Origin of the sequence: Sandaracinus amylolyticus (assembly GCF_000737325.1) — a bacterium.
Taxonomy (GTDB): domain Bacteria; phylum Myxococcota_A; class Polyangia; order Polyangiales; family Sandaracinaceae; genus Sandaracinus; species Sandaracinus amylolyticus.
In genome coordinates this window covers 556,840-575,183 of record NZ_CP011125.1, presented here as the reverse complement: position 1 = coordinate 575,183, position 18,344 = coordinate 556,840, and the positions used below count along the sequence as shown (strand labels likewise).

At 69.2% G+C, this 18,344-nt stretch carries 10 protein-coding genes; 2 read left to right on the top strand and 8 right to left on the bottom strand.

Features of this window, described 5'->3' with window-relative positions; translation table 11 throughout:
- Positions 1-47 precede the first annotated feature (47 nt).
- Entirely contained in the window at positions 48-968 is a 921-nt protein-coding gene (gene gluQRS / locus DB32_RS02275) for a tRNA glutamyl-Q(34) synthetase GluQRS (protein WP_053230772.1), read from the top strand.
- A gap of 116 nt (positions 969-1,084) precedes the next feature.
- Positions 1,085-1,225: a hypothetical protein gene (locus tag DB32_RS46285; RefSeq protein WP_157068625.1), complete on the top strand. Its 141-nt coding sequence runs from the start codon at positions 1,085-1,087 to the stop codon at positions 1,223-1,225.
- An 82-nt stretch (positions 1,226-1,307) separates the two neighbouring features.
- On the opposite strand, the gene DB32_RS49870 is transcribed toward DB32_RS46285, so the two are convergent.
- The 8 genes from DB32_RS49870 to DB32_RS02240 form a co-directional block, all read right to left on the bottom strand.
- On the bottom strand, positions 1,308-1,433 hold the full coding sequence (locus DB32_RS49870) for a hypothetical protein (protein WP_275935453.1): 126 nt from the start codon (positions 1,431-1,433) through the stop codon (positions 1,308-1,310).
- A gap of 56 nt (positions 1,434-1,489) precedes the next feature.
- Positions 1,490-2,761, bottom strand: a complete 1,272-nt coding sequence (locus DB32_RS02270; RefSeq protein WP_053230771.1) for an FAD-dependent oxidoreductase — start codon at positions 2,759-2,761, stop codon at positions 1,490-1,492.
- Positions 2,758-4,455 carry a glycerol-3-phosphate dehydrogenase/oxidase gene (locus DB32_RS02265; RefSeq protein ID WP_053230770.1) on the bottom strand — a complete coding sequence of 566 codons (1,698 nt, stop codon included), beginning with the start codon at positions 4,453-4,455 and terminating at the stop codon, positions 2,758-2,760. The genes DB32_RS02270 and DB32_RS02265 overlap by 4 nt, the downstream gene beginning before the upstream one ends.
- Before the next feature lie 381 nt (positions 4,456-4,836).
- Entirely contained in the window at positions 4,837-5,712 is an 876-nt protein-coding gene (locus tag DB32_RS02260; RefSeq protein ID WP_053230769.1) for a B-box zinc finger protein, read from the bottom strand.
- The gene (locus tag DB32_RS02255) at positions 5,709-6,176 is read right to left on the bottom strand and encodes a Crp/Fnr family transcriptional regulator (RefSeq protein WP_053230768.1); all 468 of its coding nucleotides are present in this window, start codon (positions 6,174-6,176) and stop codon (positions 5,709-5,711) included. Before DB32_RS02255 ends, DB32_RS02260 begins: the two co-directional genes overlap by 4 nt.
- Before the next feature lie 205 nt (positions 6,177-6,381).
- The gene (locus DB32_RS02250) at positions 6,382-6,936 is read right to left on the bottom strand and encodes a hypothetical protein (RefSeq protein WP_157068622.1); all 555 of its coding nucleotides are present in this window, start codon (positions 6,934-6,936) and stop codon (positions 6,382-6,384) included.
- Between the two features lie 287 nt (positions 6,937-7,223).
- On the bottom strand, positions 7,224-14,951 hold the full coding sequence (locus DB32_RS02245; RefSeq protein WP_275935527.1) for a SpvB/TcaC N-terminal domain-containing protein: 7,728 nt from the start codon (positions 14,949-14,951) through the stop codon (positions 7,224-7,226).
- A gap of 402 nt (positions 14,952-15,353) precedes the next feature.
- Positions 15,354-18,212 carry an integrin alpha gene (locus tag DB32_RS02240; RefSeq protein ID WP_053230765.1) on the bottom strand — a complete coding sequence of 953 codons (2,859 nt, stop codon included), beginning with the start codon at positions 18,210-18,212 and terminating at the stop codon, positions 15,354-15,356.
- Positions 18,213-18,344 lie beyond the last annotated feature (132 nt).

The following is an 18,344-nucleotide window of genomic DNA, read 5'->3' as shown; positions in this document are numbered from 1 at the left end:
CGCGGGAAGGTGCGTAGTCCGCGACGCAGCGACGAGAGGATGACGAGATGAGCTTCTATCGAGGGCGGTTCGCGCCCTCGCCGACGGGGCGTGTGCACCTGGGCACGGCGCGCACCGCGCTCGTCGCGTGGCTACGCGCGCGATCGCAGCAGGGGGCGTACGTGATGCGCGTCGAGGACATCGACGCGCCGCGCGTGGTGCCGGGCGCGATGGAGGCGATGCTCGACGATCTGCGCTGGCTCGGGCTCGACTGGGACGAGGGGCCCGACGTCGGCGGCGCGCTCGGGCCGTACGTGCAGTCGCTGCGGCTCGCGCGCTACGAAGCCGCGTTCGAGCAGCTGCGCGCGGGCGGGCACCTCTATCCGTGCACCTGCACGCGCAAGGAGATCGCGAGCATCGCGAGCGCGCCGCACGGCGAAGAAGCGATCTATCCCGGGCTCTGTCGTGAAGGGCCGACGCACCCCGAGCGTGCGTCGGCGTGGCGCTTTCGGATGGACGACGCGCCGACGTTCGTCGACGTGGTGCGCGGCGCGTCGCGCAGCGGGATGGGCGCCGGGGACTTCGTGGTGCGACGCGCCGACGGAGTGTTCTCGTATCAGCTCGCGGTGGTGGTCGACGATCGCGCGATGGAGATCACCGAGGTCGTGCGAGGCGACGATCTGCTCTCGTCGACGCCGCGACAGATCGCGCTGCACCGCGCGCTCGGGGGCGAGCCGCCAGCGTGGATGCACGTGCCGCTGGTGGTCGGGCCCGACGGAGAGCGGCTCGGCAAGCGTCATGGCTCGACGGCGATCGCGGAGCTGCGCGCGCGCGGAGTGCGCGCGGAGTCGATCGTCGGATGGCTCGCACGCTCGCTCGGCATGAGCGCGCCGAGCACGATCGCGGCGCGCGAGCTGATCGAGGGGTTCGACGTCGCGACGCTGTCGCGCGAGGTCGTGGTCGCCGACGTCGCGACGCTGTTCGCGTAGCGGCGTTCACGGTGCGCTCGCTGCGCGTGCCGCGGCTTCACACGATGGCGTGGAACGCGCGCGAATTCGCGTGGCGCGACGGTTGCTGAAGAGCGCGCGGCAGGAGGTGCCGCGTCATGATCTCGATCGTCTCCGGCGCGATGGTGATCGCGCTGATGCCCGTGCTCGTCGCTGCGCTCGTCGTGGTCGCATCGGAGCGCGCACGGCGCGCGGGCGTGCGCATCGTGCGGATGCGGCGCGCGGGACCGTGGGCGTGAGGCTCGACGACTCTCGAAAGATCGGCTCGCCCGCCCGTGCCTACGGTCCGCGCGCTCCCGTCCGACGAGCACTGCGGCAGACTCAGGCGTTCGTGGGCTGCAGGCGCTTGATCGTTCGCTCGTACGTCACGAGGTGCGCGAGGACGTAGACGCTGCCTACGGCGTAGTGCGCGAGCGCGACGGGTGCATCTGCGATTCGGCGGAGCATACGAGAACGAGCATGCTCGCCCTCGGTTTCGCGAGCGTTTCACGAGCGGGAAATCGTCACGACGTCGCGGCGCGGGTGCCCGCGATCCAGCCGGTCGCGGCCGCGACGCCCATGCCGGTACCGTCGGAGGGATGCGTGCCATCGAGCAGCGCGCCGCACACGAAGAGGTCGCGTGACCGCGGCGTGCCGTGCGCGTCGAGCGCGCGCATCGACGCGTCCCATCCGACGCCGAGCGAGAACCCCGCGCCCGGCGTGAACGGATCGTCGCCATAGAGCGCGCGAGGATCGCGACCACGCGCGCTCGAGATCAGCGGGAGCGCGCGGCCGCGCGCGTAGAGCGGGAGATCGGCGAGGGGCTCGCGCAGCTCGTGCGAGGCGCTCACGACACCCCCACCGACGTGCTTGCCGGTCGCGAGCACGACCGCGCCTGCACGGAGCGTCGTGCCGTCGGTGAGATGCACCTCGGAGCCCGTCACGCGAGCGACGCGCGCTTCACGGCGCGTGATCGACGCGCGCTCGAGCGCGACGGTGATGCGCCGCGCGAGACGCAGCGCCTGCGCGCCGGCGAGCGACTCGACGACCTCGCCGATCGGCAGCTCGATCCCGGTCTCGACGAGCGCGCGGACGCGATCGTCCTCGAGCCCGAGGAGCGGCGGCACGAGCACCGCATCGAACGACGCGCCCCCGAGCGCGCGCGAGAGCGTGGTGACGAGACGACGACGCGCGTCGCCGGCATCGAGCAGCGCGGCGATCTCGTGAGGGAGCAGCGTGACGTCGCCGGCGCGTCGGAAGAGCTCGACCTCGACCGCGACGAAGCGACGCGCGTCGCCGGCGCGCACCGCCTGCTCGTTGAGCGAGGCCGCGAGGAAGGGGCCGTCGAACGAGCGCAGCGCGCGCATCCACGCCACGGCGATGCGCGCGTTCGGGATGGGCGCGAGATCGAGCACGGCGTGCTGCACGAGCGCGGCGCGGCGCATCAGGCCGAGCTCGGTCGCGGCGAGCGCGCCGTCGACGTGCGCGCCGAGCGGCGGGTAGATCGAGAGCGCGTCGGAGAGCGCTTGGTGTGACTCAAGGATCGCCTCGCGCGAGAGCGCACGGGGAAGTCGCGACCACGGATGCGCAGGGTCGCGATGGGCGTCGAGCGCGCGGTCGAGCATGCGCGGTGTGGCGAAGGGATCGTGCGTGGTCGCGACGTCCCACGCGCCGCCGCTCAGCGCGGTCGCGCCGGCGCCGCCATCGATCACGAGCACCTTCGCGCCGGCGCGCGACGCCGCGAGCGCCGCGGACAGCCCCGCGATGCCCGCGCCGACGACGAGCACGTCGATCACGTCTCGTCCTCGCCGCGCGTCGCGCGCACTTCTTCGAGGAGCAGCTCGGGGCTCATGCCCGCTGCGACGTGACGCGCGATCGCGAGCTCCTCCTGGCGCACCTGCGCGCCGTCGAGCGCGACGACGCGCGTTCTGTAACGATCGATCAAGAACTCGGCGGCCATGCGATGCGCGGTGCGCGGCGGCAGCGCGCGCTCCTGCGCGACGATCTGCGCGCAGCGATGCGCGCAGCGCATGCCGCCGCAGCTGCCGAGACCGAGACGCGTGCGGCGCGCCACGTCGGACACGTCGCGCGCACCTTCGACGAGCACCGCGTGACGCACCTCGGCCTCGATCACCGGCTCGCACAGGCACACCACCGCGCGCTCGTCGCGATCGCGGGTGAGCCGCGCAGCGATCGCGGTGACGCGCGCGCCGTGTCGGTACGCGAGGCGACGCGCCGCGGGCTCGGGCAGCTTCAGCGACTCCGCGAGGGCGTGCGCGTCGACGGGCGCTTCGCCGCCGGGAAGCGGGAGCTCGTGGGTGCGCCCGGGCGCGCGCACGTCGAGATCGCGGGCGAGCCGATCGGTCATCTCCTCGGCGAAGATGCGATAGCTCGCGAGCTTGCCGCCGATCATCGAGTAGAGGCCGGACGCGCCGTCCTCGGTGTGATCGACGATCGCGTGCTCACGCGAGAGATCGTCCTCGCTCGGGCCGTACTCGTAGAGCGTGGGGCGCACGCCCGCGGTGGTGCCGATCACGCGCGCGCTCGCGACGCTGGGCACCACGCGCGCGACACCTTCGACCAGATAGCGGACCTCGTCGGTGGCCGCGCGCACGTGATCGAGATCGCCGTAGTAGTCGTCGTCGGTGGTGCCGAGCCAGCTGAGGTTCTGCCACGGCATCGAGAAGATCTGACGGCCGTCGATCGCCTTGCACACGATCGCGTAGTTGCCGATGCGGCGATCGAAGACGACGTGGATTCCCTTGCCGGGGCGCACCTTCGCGCGCTCGGAGGAAGGCGCGCTCGCGAGCGATGCGGTGATCGGTGCCCACGCGCCGGTGGAGTTCACGACGCGCCTCGCGGTCGCGGTGATGCGCGCGCCGGTCTCGCGATCGCGCGCGATCACGCCGGTGACGCGGTCGTCCTCGCGGAGGAGGGAGATGACCTCGTGATGGGCGCGGCACGTCGCGCCGTGGGCCTCGGCGTCGAGCACGTTCGCGAGGCAGAGTCGCGCGCCGTCGATGCCCCACTCGTCGAAGGTGATCGCGCCGCGCAGATCGCCGGCGAGCCCGGGCTCGAGCGCGCGCGCTTCGTGATCGCTGAGCAGGTTGTGGGGCTTGCCGCCCTTGAGCGGCTGGTAGCGATCGTAGAACGCGAAGAACGCGTCGACGGCGGCGAGCGCGACGCGTGATGCGAGACCGCGCGCGGGGATCGGGAAGAGGAACGGGATGCGGAAGACGAGGTGCGGCGCGATGCGCTGGATGTAGCCGCTGTCCTGGCAGGACTGGCGCGTCACGTCGGGCGTGTCGGTCAGGTAGCGCGCGCCGCCGTGGATCATGCCGGACGAGTTGCCCGACGCGCCGAAGCCCCAGTCGTGCTTCTCGAACAGCGCGACCTTCATGCCGCGCAGCGCGCAGTCGCGCGCGACGCCGGTGCCGTTGACGCCGCCGCCGATGACGATGACGTCGAAGTCGGTGACGGCGGCAGTCATGAGACGTCGAAACCGCGCGGGGAGAGGTTTCGGTGAGGGCGCGGTACGGGGGCTCGTGCTCGGGCAGTCCTCGCGGGGATGACCTGCCGCGCCTGAGGAGACGGAGAGGCGGATCTCGTCATCGCGAAGCGCTTCGCGCCTCGTGATGACTCGCATTCGCTGCGCGCGCGAAGACTGCTGAGCCGCTGCGAATCTGCGCGCGAGCCCCCGCACCGCGCCCTGGCGGTAAGGCTTCGGCCGCGCGCGAGGGATGGACGACCGCGGTGTTGTGGGGAGGAAAGCGGAACGCGAGAGCTCGCTTCGCGTTCTCTCGCGTTCCGCCGGACCGGCTCGCGCTTCGCGCATCGCGCCGACCGTGGGCGCCCTCGCCATGCGGCGTCGTCATGAGCCGGAGACCGGGGTGGTCGCGGGATCGAACGGCGAGACGCCGGGGCGCGGGCCCGGCATGTAGAGGAACATCAGCACGCCGATCGCGACGTAGAGGCCGATGAAGAGCAGCAGGAGGAGTACGCGATAGCCGAACACCGCGAGCGCCGCGGCGTCACTGCCACACTGATGCGTCTCGCGGATCGCGCGGAATTCGATCGCGAGCATCCACACGTACGCGATGAGCCCGCCGCATGCCGGCAGCGCGAGCCATACGTAGGGCGCATAGCTGTATCCGACCGCGCGCAGCGTGCTCTCGAACTTGCCCTTCGCGCGCTTCATCACGACGAGCGTGGCGTGTGACGCGCCCGCCGCGATGATCACCGCGAGCAGCGTCTGCGCGATGCCCTGCGCGACGAAGAACGGGCTGAACCCCGCGATCGCGCAGCCGTACGCGCCGAGGACGCCCGCGACCATCGGCTCTTCGGTCGCGATGCCCGCGACCGCGCCGCCCGCCGCCATGAGAAGACCCATCGAGAGCAGCAGCGTGATCTGTCCGAGCGCGTACGCGCCGAGGCCGTAGAAGAGCGCGCCGGTCGGGCCCTTCTCGATCGCCGGCGTGCGGAAGAAGCGGGTCGGCTCTCGCGTCGCGAGCTTCGTCGTCTCGATGAACGCGAGACGAATGCCGAGCTCCTTGCGGCGCTCCCACGGGATCGGCTCGGCGAATCCGTCCTTCGCGCACGCGACGCAAATCGCGAGACGCGGCGGCGCGTTCTCGGGAGGCTCGCCGCCGAACCGACACTCGATGCAGCCGAAGGTGCCGCAGCGCTCGCAGGTGAAGCGCGCATCGCGCGCCTCGTGCACGCCGCAGTGCGCGCCTTCGTGGGTCAAAACTTCCCGGTGACCGACAAGAACGTCATCTTGTCGTTGGTCTCGCGAAGCCGCGAGCTCAGGATGCGCACGAAGTTCCAGAGGATCTCGTAGGCGAGATCCTTGTCGAGGAAGAGCAGATCCTCGAGGGCTTCCTTGGTGAGCACGAGCAGCCGACAGCGCTCGTGCACGCGCGCGTCCGCGCTGCGCGGGAAGTCGTCGATGAGAGACATCTCGCCGAACGCCTGGCCCGCGCCGAGCACCGCGAGCGCTTCCTCGCCCATGCCCGAGACCTCACGCGAGATGCGGATCTTGCCGTCGAGGATCAGGTAGAGCTTGTCGCCGACATCGCCCTCGCGGAACACGACGTCGCCGAGGCGATAGGTCTCCTCCGAGCAGATCGACGCGATGCGCTCCAGACCCTTCGGGTGGATGCCGTTGAAGAGCTGGATCTTGCCGAGGGCTTCCACGACGTCGGCGGACATCTCGGCGAAGCGTAAGCGATCGCGCCTGGCGCGCGGAAGAGAAGCGCGTAACGACCACCTTGCACGTGGGCGTGACCGAACGGCCTGTTCACAGAACGAACGGGACGCGGTGCCGGACCTCGGGGTTGCGCGGACGCGTGCGGCCTGCCCGCGGCGGGCTCGGGGCGCCAGTATGCGCTCCGAACTCACGAGAGCCCTCGCCGGCTCACCAGAGAGCGGCTCTGAAGCAAGCACAGTCGGGGGGACTCCCAGCGAGTCGCAGCCGCAGTTCTCCGCTTGCACTCACGTCATCGACGAGCTCGAAGTCATTTCGACCAGGCTCCCCGATCACCGCATTGCTCGTGGTGATTGCGAAATGGCAGCTAGGGACAGCGCCAGCACGACTCCGCGAGCAGAACATCGTTCGCTCTGTCCGCCTGGAAATTTCGTCGATCGTCTCGCGCGCCGGCATGTCGGTAGCGGTTGCGGTGATCTTGATCACCTCGCGTCCGGCCAACGCGCGAGTTTCGACTCGAACACCCTCGACAACGTGGTCCATTTGGGCATTCAGCACGAACAGGTCGAGCCGACCGAGGATCACGACTCGGTCGGCCGGCTGAACCATACCGACGAAGAGCTCGACGAGGTCTCCTTCTTGACTCTCGACCGTGATGAAACCATCGGCGAGACGATCGACGGCGCACATCGGCGGCTGCTCATCCGCCGTCCCGTCCGAGATCCGCGCGACAGCTTCGCAGATCTCGGGCATGCGAGCGGTCACGGGGAATCTCGTCGTCGAGCGTCCGAGCGCAGTGAGTGACCGGGGCGGGCACTCCGTCGCACAAGCGTCGGCGGCGATTCGCCGTGCCTCCGATGAGGACGCTCTCGAGGCCGCAGGACCTTCCGCCGATTCGCCACGCGCGGGAATGCCTTGGGCTTGTGAGCGCGACGTGTCGCACGCGGGAAACCCGGCAACCGCGACCCCGACGAGAAGTCCCAGTACGACGACATCTCGACGGAAGCTCGGCGTGTGCGCCGCGCCTTCGCGAGCGTTTGCGTGGCGCCCACTCACTGGGCCTCCGCCGGCTGGGTCGTCACTGAGGTGCTTGCGTCTGCCGAGTCGGGCTGAGCAGGGCGAATTTCGCGAAGCCGTTCATCGATGAATGCCGTCCGTTCGGTGCGACCACCCTGCCCCTGCAAGTCTTCTGGGAGAGCCTGGATGAACCCTCGCATGTCGTCCAGCATGTCGGCCTCCGTCGCGAGGTCGTCGGCGCCTTCGGGGTTGTACCACCCGTGCACCATCTCGCGTAGCTCATCGCTTCTCGCCGAGAATGGCTGTCCGACGTAGCAGAGATCTGTCAGCAGTTCCTTGATCGACAGGGGGAGGGCATCGTACTGACGGTCGGTCACGGTGTCACCTTCGAGCATGACTCGGCGCACCATCTCGTGCTTCCTCGCGAACTCCGCTTGCAGGAGCGCTTCGGCTTGCTCCCGCGTTATCTGAACGCCCCCGCCGTTCGGGTGTGCGGAAAGCCAGGCGTCGGCGGTGCGCGGACTGCCGTCCGCCACCGGAGACAGACCCATCCGTTCTCGATCTCGAGCTTGCCGCTCCTGCGCTCGTGGCGTGTCTCGCCGGAGGCCAGCCGCGGTCGCGAATGTGCTCGCTTGCTCGGGCGAGATCCCTGCCGCTTGGAACTGCTGACGAACCTGAGCAGGTGTTCGCGCTCCGGCATCGTACCCGTAGCCGATCGTCACGCCTGACGCACCAACCTGAGGCACGTACGGGCGGGCTTCGAAGGCCTCCCGGCTTCGTGTAAGGTCGCCAGCCCGCGGCGCGCCGGTATTGCACATGAATCCGACGCTAACGCAGAGGTCGTCAGCGTCGAGTCCTAAGGGATCTCGAGCTTGGAACACGTTCCCGGCGACGTAGTGGTACGCGTTTAGGCTCTCACCGCCACCTGCGTCGTGGACGTGCAGAGGATCGGGGGATGTCCACCGCCCGGCCCGCCCGATCAAATAGCGCTCACCGAAGTAGGTCAGCCCGACTTCCTCGTCGGCCTCCTTGCCGGTGAAGCCGTTGGGCTCGGTCGCGCTCGGATCCTCTTCGTCGATGAGGAGCGTCTGCCGCGCCCCGTTCGGGTAATACGTACTCGCCTCGACGAGGTCGCCGCTGAGCAGATCCAGTCTCGCAGCGGTGGTCTGGATGACGTCGGTGAGCGCGACGGTCATCCGTCGATTGCGCGCGTCGTCGAGCAGTTCGGGGTCAGCCGCGTGCCTCCAGACCATCCGGGCGCCGGCGACGACGTACTGCGTCTCCACGTGGTCGTACTGGCCGGTGCGCGCGACGTACTGGCTCGCGTCGCGGCGGAGCCCGCGCACTTCGTAGTCGCCTGGGAAGACATAGAGCGCGATGCGCTCGTCGAGCGCGCCTGGTGGGCCGGCGTCGGTCTCGCTCGTGGGCTCGATCGTCGCCTTGATGACGCGGACGTTCGCGCCGTCGTAGCGGTAACGCTGACGCACCTTCAGCGACCACTGCGTCGCGGGCGCCAAGCGGTCCCAGCGGCGCGCTTCGGCGAGGCGATTCAGCTCGTCCCAGCGATACTGGTAGTACTGCTCGCTCTCGCAGCGACAGTGCGTGCGCAGGTGATTCGCGCGCGCGGTCGGGTCGGTCGTCGACAGATCCGAGCACGTCTGCGTGGCGGCGTCGCGACACTGGCCGTGCACGGTCATCGAGGTGACGTTGCCGCCGACACCGTACTCGAGCTCGACCCAGCCCGCGCGCTGCTGCTCGGTCGTGCTCATCGCGTGCGTCGGGATGTCGCTCGAGACGTAGAGCGCGCTCGGGCGCAGGCTCGTGCCGCCCTGGTCGACGCCGTTCGTGATCGCGCCGATCGAGCGCTCGTAGAAGACCTCCGCGTCGTCGTTCCAGCTCGTCGTGTTGCCGAGCCAGTCCCAGCGCCACGAGAGGTCCTGCACGCGTCCAGGCAGGTGCTCGAGCTGCTGCAGCATCGGCGCGGGCTCGACGTGCATCGGGTCGGCGCTCGGTCGAAGGTTCTCGGCGTCCTCGTCGCCGCGGATGATCTCCTGCGCGTCGCGCCAGTCCGTCGCGATGTCCGCGGTCGTGCGAGTCCCGCTGTCCTGGGTGTAGCTGAACGACGCGCCGATCACGCGGTACAGCGCGTCGTGCATCACGTACGTGCTCTGGGGCCGATGACCCGGCTCCCACTCCGTCGGGTCACGATGGTCGATGATCTCGGTCAGATTGCTGGCCGCGTCCCACACGAGCTGCTGGTCGACGACGGTGCTCACCGCTGCGAGCGAGCGCGGCTCGGTGCCCGTCGGCGTGCGCGTCGTGATCATCCGAACGGGGCGGCGACGCACGTCGTACTGCGTCGTCGAGACGCTCGGCGCGCGCGTCGCTCCGGTGGAGGTCGTCGTATCGCCCCACGTCGTCCCGAGCACCAGGCCATCGCGCGCGTACTGCACTTCGGAGATGACGTCGCGAGTGCCGGAGTGCGACTGGCATGCGTTCGCGTCGGTGGTCGGATCGCACCCGATGGTCACGCGTGCATGCATCGGCAGGCCGCGCCGATTGAAGCCGAGCGTGCCGCCGATCGTCGGCGGCAGCCCCGTGCCCGTCCACGTGTGATCGCGCGGGAGCACCAGCGCAGTGCCGCGACCTGCGTGATCGAAACGCGCGCTCCGCACGTAGGTCCGCAGCGTCGCGTAGGTCACCACGCGGTTGGCGGCGATCGGTGCTTCGGTCCAGCTCGGCCGGTCATCACCGGGCGCCGTTCGCGCCGGGCCCGCGACGAGCGCCGGAGCATCGGGGAGCACGGCAACCTGACGCGCGGTCCACACCGCGTTGCCGCGCGCATCGTACGCCAACAACGAGCGCTGCCCTCGGTCGTTGATTCCGATCATCCGGCCGAGCATTCCGCCGCCACGACTCGGGATCGTGATGAACGTGGGCGGCGTCTCGTCGTACCAGTAGCGAACGTCGACGCGCTGGATCGCGGTCTGCTCGACCATCGAGATCGAGCCGATGGGCAGCTGGTAGAGACCGAACTCCGCGCGGCTCGAGACCGCTTCGCTGCAGCTGACGTACTGCTCTCCGAGCAGTCGACCCCCGAGGTCGTAGAAGAAGTTCTGGCCGCAGCCGCGCGGATCGCGCACTGCGACGAGGTCACCTGCGCGATTGAAGAGGTATCGCCACGTTCGCGTCGCGGCCGTGGCGCCCGATTCGCGCGAGTCGGTGTCCGGGTCCTCGGTGCCGATTCGACGGCCCAGCGTGTCGTAGTGGAAAACGCGATGAACGTGCGGATCTGCCAGGCTCGGCACGGCCGTGAGCGCAGGACGGACTCCGGCGCTCGACCGCGCGCGCACGAGATCGGTCACGACTCCGTCGATTCGGTAGTACGACCAGAGTCGGTGTTGCTCGGGAGCGCCGGTGTCTGCGTGGTACGTGCGCAGGATCTGATCGGTCACGCGCCCATGACCATCGCTCCGCGAGGTGGTGCACGTACCGTAGAACCCGGAGCTCGAGTCGTTGTCGAGCGCGTCGCAGACGTCGACCGACAGCGCGTGGAAGCTCTGCGAGGTGTAGCTGCCGTCCTCGGCGTGCTGGCCGATCGTGCGACCGAACGCGTCGTGGCGCGTGACGGTGTACGGGATGTCGTCCTCGGCGAACGCCGGAAAGCCGCTCGGCGACGCGACGGTGCGCGGCAGCGCGAGCACTGCGGCGAGCGAGGTCTCCGAGCCTACGTAGACGTCCGGCTGATATGCGCGACGGACGGTCCCCTTCGCGTCGAGCGTCGACAGGCCACTCCGAGTCCACTCACCCGGAGCATCGCCCGTCGACAGGCCCGCTCGCGCGCGACCGAGGCCGTCGATGTACGAGATCGCGACCAGAGAGCCGCCCTCTTCACCGTACTCCGCGTCACAATCGAGCTCCGTCGTCGTGATCACCCGGCTGAGCGGGACGGCGCCGGCGTTCCCGGTGAGCTCGTAGGCGATGCGCGTCGTCGGCCGGTCATCGCTACATCCCTCGGCACGCGGCGGGACGACGGCGACCAGCCGGCCGAGGCCGTCGTAGGTCACGCTCGTCACGAGGCCGTTGGGATCGGTGGCGCTCAGAACTGCGCCAAGACCGCGGTCCCAGGTGCCCGACGTCGAGAGCGTCGTCACACCCGACGTCGACACGTGGGTCGTCTCGGTCTCGGCGAGCTGCGCGTAGTCCGCGTCGTAGCTGACGCGCGCGTACCGCAGACACCCCGCTGGGCGCGCGGCGATCGTGCTCGGGTCGAGCTCCGAGATGTCCGCTCCGACGCAGCTCGCGAGCGCGTTGCCCCACGCGTCGTATAGCGACGAGCCCACCAGGTCGTCGTCCAACGAGACACCCGGCGTCGAGCTCGGATTCACCTGCAGCTGCTGGATCGCAGGGCCCTCGGTCGAGCCATCACCGCCGAACGTGTACGCGCGCAGCGGGCCGACGACCTGGCGCGAGAGCACCACGTCACCGGCGTCGTTGTACTCGTTGATCGTCTCGCGCAGAGGTCCCTGCGCCACACCGTCCGACGTCCCCGTGATCCACGTGGAGCCCGTCCGCCAAATCCACTCGGCCGGGTTCCGCAGCACGGGCGTCGTGTGGGTCACGATGACATCGTCGACCGGGATCGCGCCGTCGATCGCGCCATGCGCCGTCTGCCGGCGCACTTGCCCGAGCGAATCGACTTCGTCGTAGGTCGTCTTGATGCGAACGAAGTGCTGTCCGCGGATGCGCGCCCGCCGCTGAACGATCGACGTCTGCGACCACGAGGTGGTGCCCCACGCCTCGAACGACACGTCGGTCAGCTCCAGTTCCTCCGCGCTGGCAGCCCATACGGCCGTGTCGTAGCGAAGCTCGTTCGCCTCCGACACGAACGCGTACTGGATCCACCGGCCATCGAGGCCCTGGTAGAGATTCCGACTCGTCAGCGTGGCGTGTGCGCTCGAGAGATAGACGCCTCGTTCATCGAACGTTTCAGTGAGGAACTCACGTCCTTTGAGTGCCTCGTAGGGATTGTCGGCGAGTCGATCGTCGGCGATCGATTGGGGTCGGCGACCTTGGTGGAAATAGGTGCGCGTGAACGAAGTCGGGTGGTTCCAGTCACCGACTGCTTGTGCATCAGCGGCGCCGAAGCCTCGGAACTCCTGCTCGATCCCTTCGTAGTATCCGTCGTGATAGGCGAAGTTGGTGGTGCTGACGTGCGGCTCCCGGCCGAGCAACTCGAGCCGGTCGCTCGTCGTCACGGAACGCACGACAGTGGAGATCACCGGGCTGCCTGCCGAATGCCAGGTCTCGGTTCCGGCGAGCTCCTCGAGCCGGGCGCTGTGCCCACCGTCGGCACGGCCCCACGTGAACCGCTCGCAGCTGGTGCATCGTTGCGCCGCCGCCAGGTCGGTGACGTAGTCCTCCGCGCTCGAGCCGTAGCCGATGTCGGTCTGCGCGCCGAGCCCGTTCTCCACGCGCACCAGCAGGCGCGGCCGACGGCCGCCGGCGAGGTCGACGTAGCGCCAGTCGTTCGCCGTGCCCCAGACGATGTCGGTCGTGCCGCTACCGTCGATGTCCGCGAAACGCGTTCGCGGCACGAAGCTGGGCGTCGGCGGCGTTCCGCGCGCGATCAGCCGCTGCGTGAACGCGCGTCCTGCACGATTGAACCAGACGTCGACTGCGTCGAACCGGATCTGCACGACGTCGGTCGCGCCATCGGCGTTGACGTCGGTCAGTGAGACCCCATCGAGCTCTACGTTCAGCTCCGCGGGCGGAGTCGCCATCTCGATGTAACGATTCGCGCCCTCGCCGCGCGCGCATTCGTGCGGGCCCTCGCCCCAGCTGCCCTCGCCGCGACCGGGCCAATAGCGAACACGGCCACGCTGGATCTCGACGATGTCGAGCAGCCCGTCGCCGTTCATGTCGGCCAAACGGGTCTCTGCGTTCTCGAAATCCACCGGAGTTCCGGACTGCAGCAGGCACGACTCGATGGGCTGCGTCGAGAGCTCCCAGTGGTCGTCGACGTATCGGTAGCTACCGAACCGGCCGTCGCCCCCGGGCAACCACCCGAGGTTCACCCAGGTCTGCATCACCGTGCCGGTGGTTCGCACGATGTCGATCAGATGGTCGTTGTTGACGTCGACGATCTCGAGGTGCTGCGCGTCGCGCCCGAGATCGACGCGCGGATCGAAGTCGTCGGCGGGGAGCTCGGTCTGCGCGTAGGTCCAGCGCCAGTCCTGCGACGCTGGCGAAACCACTGCGCCGCTTGCAGGGTCTTGCCCGCGAGTCGGCGTGAACCATCCGTACGTGCGCAGTCTCGGCATGTGCAGCATGTCGCTGCGCCCGTCGCCGTCGATGTCCATCGGGACGACGTTCGGGTTCGACAGCGAGAGCACCGCGGACATGCGCGGGTCCATCGGCATCGGGATCGCGCCCGAGAAGTGCGCCGTCGCCCCCGCGGGCGCCGCGCTCGAGCCGGTGAAGCCATTGAAGAACACGCCGACCGCCGGCTCGCCCTCGCGCGTGCGGTAGCGAGCGGGATCCGTGACGATCAGGTCGGGCAGACCGTCAGAGTTCACGTCGAAGAGATCGGCACGTGCTTCGTCGACGGAGTGCGGCGGACTGTGCTCGACGGGGTGTGCCGTCGCGTCGACGCCTCCGAATCCCGGGATCTGCTCACCCCTCGCCGGCATCGTCGAATAGCCGAAGCGCATGGGGGGAAGGACGCGCCCCTGGATGCGATCGTCGAGCGCGCTCTCGTTGATATCCGTCCGGCCCTTGGAGACGCCGAGCTCCGCGTTCGCGAGCTCGGGACGCCCTTCGACCTGGACCTCGGACAGCAGCGAGTGGAACGAAGTCGGGTCGTAACGGAGGTGATATCGGCGGACGAGGGTGCGGCCGACGCCGCTCGACGCCGTGATCTCGACACGCCGAAGCCGCAGCGCGGTCTCGATCTTCCAGCCCGTGGCGAACGACGAGAATACGTCTTCACGATTCTCGTAGACGAGACGCACGCGTGCGCCGTAGGCCGAGAGCGGCTCGAGACACTCCCGCGTCGATTCGACATCCGCTCCTGCGCACGTGTGGGGCGCGAGGTAGTGGATGGTCTCGAGATACGACTGTCCTCGATCGTACCGATAGCCGTAATAGACGGTCGAGCCGTGCGCGTCGCTCATCCTCGTGAGCGACCAGCGCGCCACTCGGGGATCGGCCTCGGACGACTCGGGGTCGATCTCGAGCGCGCGGATCGATGCGCTCACCGCATCCGTGGGTCCTTCCCCCGAGCCGAGCAGGCCGAAGTCGAAGCGGGTTCCGTCGCGACTCTGCACGACCCAACGAGTCGAGTCGGGCGAGCGGAAGAAGCGCATGAACGCGCCTTCGACGCGTGCGCGATATTGCTGCCATCCGGCCACGTCATCGGGAACCTGCGACGCATCGGCTCCGCTCTGTGCCGCGCGCTGATCGACTGCGGCGATCGCGGCGGAATCGACGGGCACGAGCTCTTGGCCGCCGTTGTAGAGGAAGCGGTCTTCCTGGGGGTGGTATTGGCGATCATCGACATATCGCGGCAATCCACGATCCGACTGCCGCGCGATGAACGGCGCCGCGAGACCCCACCCGAACCCGACCGGCCCATTGCCGCTCGTGCTGGAGTACGAGAGCGCAAGCGATGGCTGCACTCCACGCCGCCCTGGCGCGACCGCAATCGGGACGCTGAAGGTCGCCGTGCCAGATGAGAGAATCGGGGCGAATGACTCGCCCATTCCTTCGACGGAGCCCTCGGCCGACGGGAGCGAGATCGCCTGAGGGGTCACCGCCGTGCGCGCTTCACCGCCGGGCAGTGCGAGCGGCGCAATGTCGTCGGTCGGTGCCTCGCCGTCCCCCGGAGCCTCGGTTGGATCAGCCACCTCGGGGAGATTGGGAATGTGCTCCGCGTCGATGGCGGGGTTGCCATCACGAACCGCGTCCTCGATCTGCGCGCGCGCTTCGTCGCTGATTTCGACGACCCGGGGGTCGCCATCGGTCGTGGGCGATTCGCCGTCGCCATCGTCCGCGCGCGCGACTGGCGCTGCTGGCGTCCAGACGAGGAGCGTCGCGATGGACGCGGCGAGCGCGCGAGCGGCGAACGTGGCTCTCCGATCATTCTGAGCGCTCATCGCCGCCCCTCAGTACGCGTGAAGAATGAAGCCGCGCGTCGAGCGCGCCGGCGTGGGCGACAAGTCGGCTCGTGCGTCACTCCAGATGACCCACGTTCCACGACTCGAGCCGGTCAACGAGAGATCCCGCTGAGCGCCGCCTACGAGCTGCGACTCGAGATACATCTCGTATTCAGCCGGCAGTGCGACCTCGGCCTGCAGCCGAACACGACCCTCGGTCGGCTCTTCCCAACCGACGATCCACCCGTCCGAGCGGAATGCGATCGATGGCCTCTGCTCGATGTGCGGGCGTCCATTCGCGCTGCGGCCCGTCACTCGTGTCTCGCTGTGAACCGTCGGCGGGCCGGCGACGGGAACGCGCCGAACATAGATGTCGCCTGCGGCGTCGAACGCGTGCCCAGTCCACGCGACCGCGAATCCCGCGGCGTCGGAGGCGACGGTGATCGGGCCGATCCCGGTGCCGATCTCGAAAGGCGTGGCGTCGATCGGGCCATCGCCGAAGCGCATACCGACGATGTGGCTGCGGTCGCCGAGCGCCTCGGGCGCACGAACCCAAGCGACGAGCGCACCGTCAGCGGTCATCGCGACAGCCGCGCCGGCGCTCGCTCGCGTATCGAGCGACACCGGTGTGCCCGCGGGGCGTCCAGCGCCGTCGAGAGCCTGGAACATCGCGCGTGGCGAGCGAGCGTCGGTCGCGTCGGTCCACAGCACCGCCGCGCCTCCATCGAACGCCAGAAGAGCGGGATCCGCGGCGTGAACGCTGCCGGCGCTCGGCTGAATCGTGGGCGATAGACTGCCGTCGACGGCGACGTTGCGCAGCGCGACCGCGCTCGCCTCGGCGCCAGTGGGCTGCGTCCACGCGACGCGCCAGCCGCCACCGGGAAGTCCGACGGCGACCGGCTGCGGATCCCAACCCGGTCCGGGCATCGACGCGATGCGGATCGGTGTCGCGTCCTCGCCACCGTCGACTTCGACGCCGTAGCGCGTGTAGCGGCGCGCCCGCACTTCGGTCGCAGCATCTAGCTCGGCAGTCCACACGACGAGTGCCGCGCCCGTCTCGTCGAGCGCGATCGTTCGACTGCTGCCGGGCGCATCGACGCGCGACTCGCGCGAGGCGATGACGAACGCAGTCGGCTCACACGTACTGGAGCACGCGTCTCCGTCGCTCGTATTGTGGTCGTCGCAATGCTCCCGCGACGGCGAAGGACCAGCATTCGGCCACCCGTCACCGCAGCCGGTCAGCTCCGTGCAGTCGAGCTCGACGCAGACGCCATCGGCGCACGGTTCGCCGTCGTCGAGCGAGAAGACCCTGCACCGGTCACACGCCGCGAGCTCTTGGTCGAACACCACGTGCTCGTCGTCGAAGAGCACATGATTGTTGACCTCCTCGGAGTAGTAGTAGTCGGGATCGTGGGGCTGGTACACGCCGCGGTACCCGATGACTTGTCCCGCGGACTCGGTGCTGCCTCGAGCAGGTGCCCCGAGCCAGAGGTCCGGGATTCCATCGGCATCGGAGTCGCCGATCGCCGTGGCGACGCCGAGCTCGTCGTCCGCGACGCGTGTCGGGAGCGACTGCGCGTCGATCACGATGCCAGGATCCGGGGAGATCCGAAGGGCGGACACGTTTCCAGGAATGTCCTCGACGGCGATCGCGACGTACCAGCCGTCGGCGTCGGGCTCTACGATCGCGATGGGTCGCACGACGCCACCCGACGCGGCGAAGTTCTCCCCCCCGACGTCGCCATCCACCTCATTGCCGATGAGGGCGTGCTCGTCGTGTGTGGCGATGGTCGCGCCGAAGCCGGTCGAGCCCGTCCAGCTCCCGACGATAATCGAGAGGTCTTCGCGAGCGAGCCGGTACACGGTGTCTGCTCCCGGCGCGCCGACGAGGAGCTCTGTCTCCCTAAGGCCCAGCGCTGCACCGAAGCGCTCGTCGTTGCCCAGACCCAGGCCATACGCAGAAACGAACCCGAACGTGGCGTCCGACGGACGCCAGACCACGATCGCGCCTCCGAAGATGTAGTCCGGCGTGCCGACGACGAGCTCGTCGACGCCGTCGAAGGTGTCCAGATCGCGCGCCAGCATCGCATCGCCGAACGAGGCGCTTCTCAGCTCCTCACCAGCGTCGTTCAGAACGTCGACGCTGCGGAACGAGGTGAACGGCTCCAATCCAGTCGCAGTGCCGCGATAGACGTCGATGCGTCCGACCGTCTCCTCGATGACATCGTCGAACACCGACGACGCGACAGCCAGATCTGCGACCCCGTCGCCATCGAAGTCGCCTGCCGCCGCGCCGCGCCCGAACGCGGCGAGCCCGAACGGTGGCCGAATGGTGCGCCAAGGCAGCAGCCCGTGGTCGCTTCCGAGGAAGACGTAGACGGCTCCCTCGCCGATACCGACGCCGTGCTCCCAGTCGTCCTCGGGCAGGAGGGCGTGCTCCAGATCGCCTGGCGCGCCCACGGCAACGTCATCGTACCCGTCGCCGTTGAAGTCGCCGGTCGAGACGAACCCGAACGCGTCGCCGGGCGTGTTCCGCGCGAGCGAATCCGGGCCGCCGTCGTCCCAGCGGTAGCAGTCAGCACAGAACGACGACTCGTCGGGCGACGGACACGCCGGCGGAGAGACGTCGCTCGTGCTCCCCGCGTCCGCTTCGGCCGGAACGGAGCCGAATTGGCCGATCGACGATGGGTCGATATGCCACATGAAGGTCGGCGGCAGCGTGGAGTCTGCGTCCACGGGAACGCTCGCGTCGACCAGCACGACGGCGGGCGTGCCGTCGCAAGCCGCACCGAACGCCGCGAGGCAGAGGCCGACCGCTACCCGATGCAGCGATACCGAGCGATGCCGACCGCGAGCTTCGCTCGCCACTCGAGCACGAGCCATCTCAACTCCTGGTCACTTTGCAAACGGACGAGTTCACCCGGCTCGGCGCGGCCACGCGCTGCGGCGACCAGGAGCGCGCGAGTCGAGCACGCGCTCCACCGGCCTACGTCACCGATG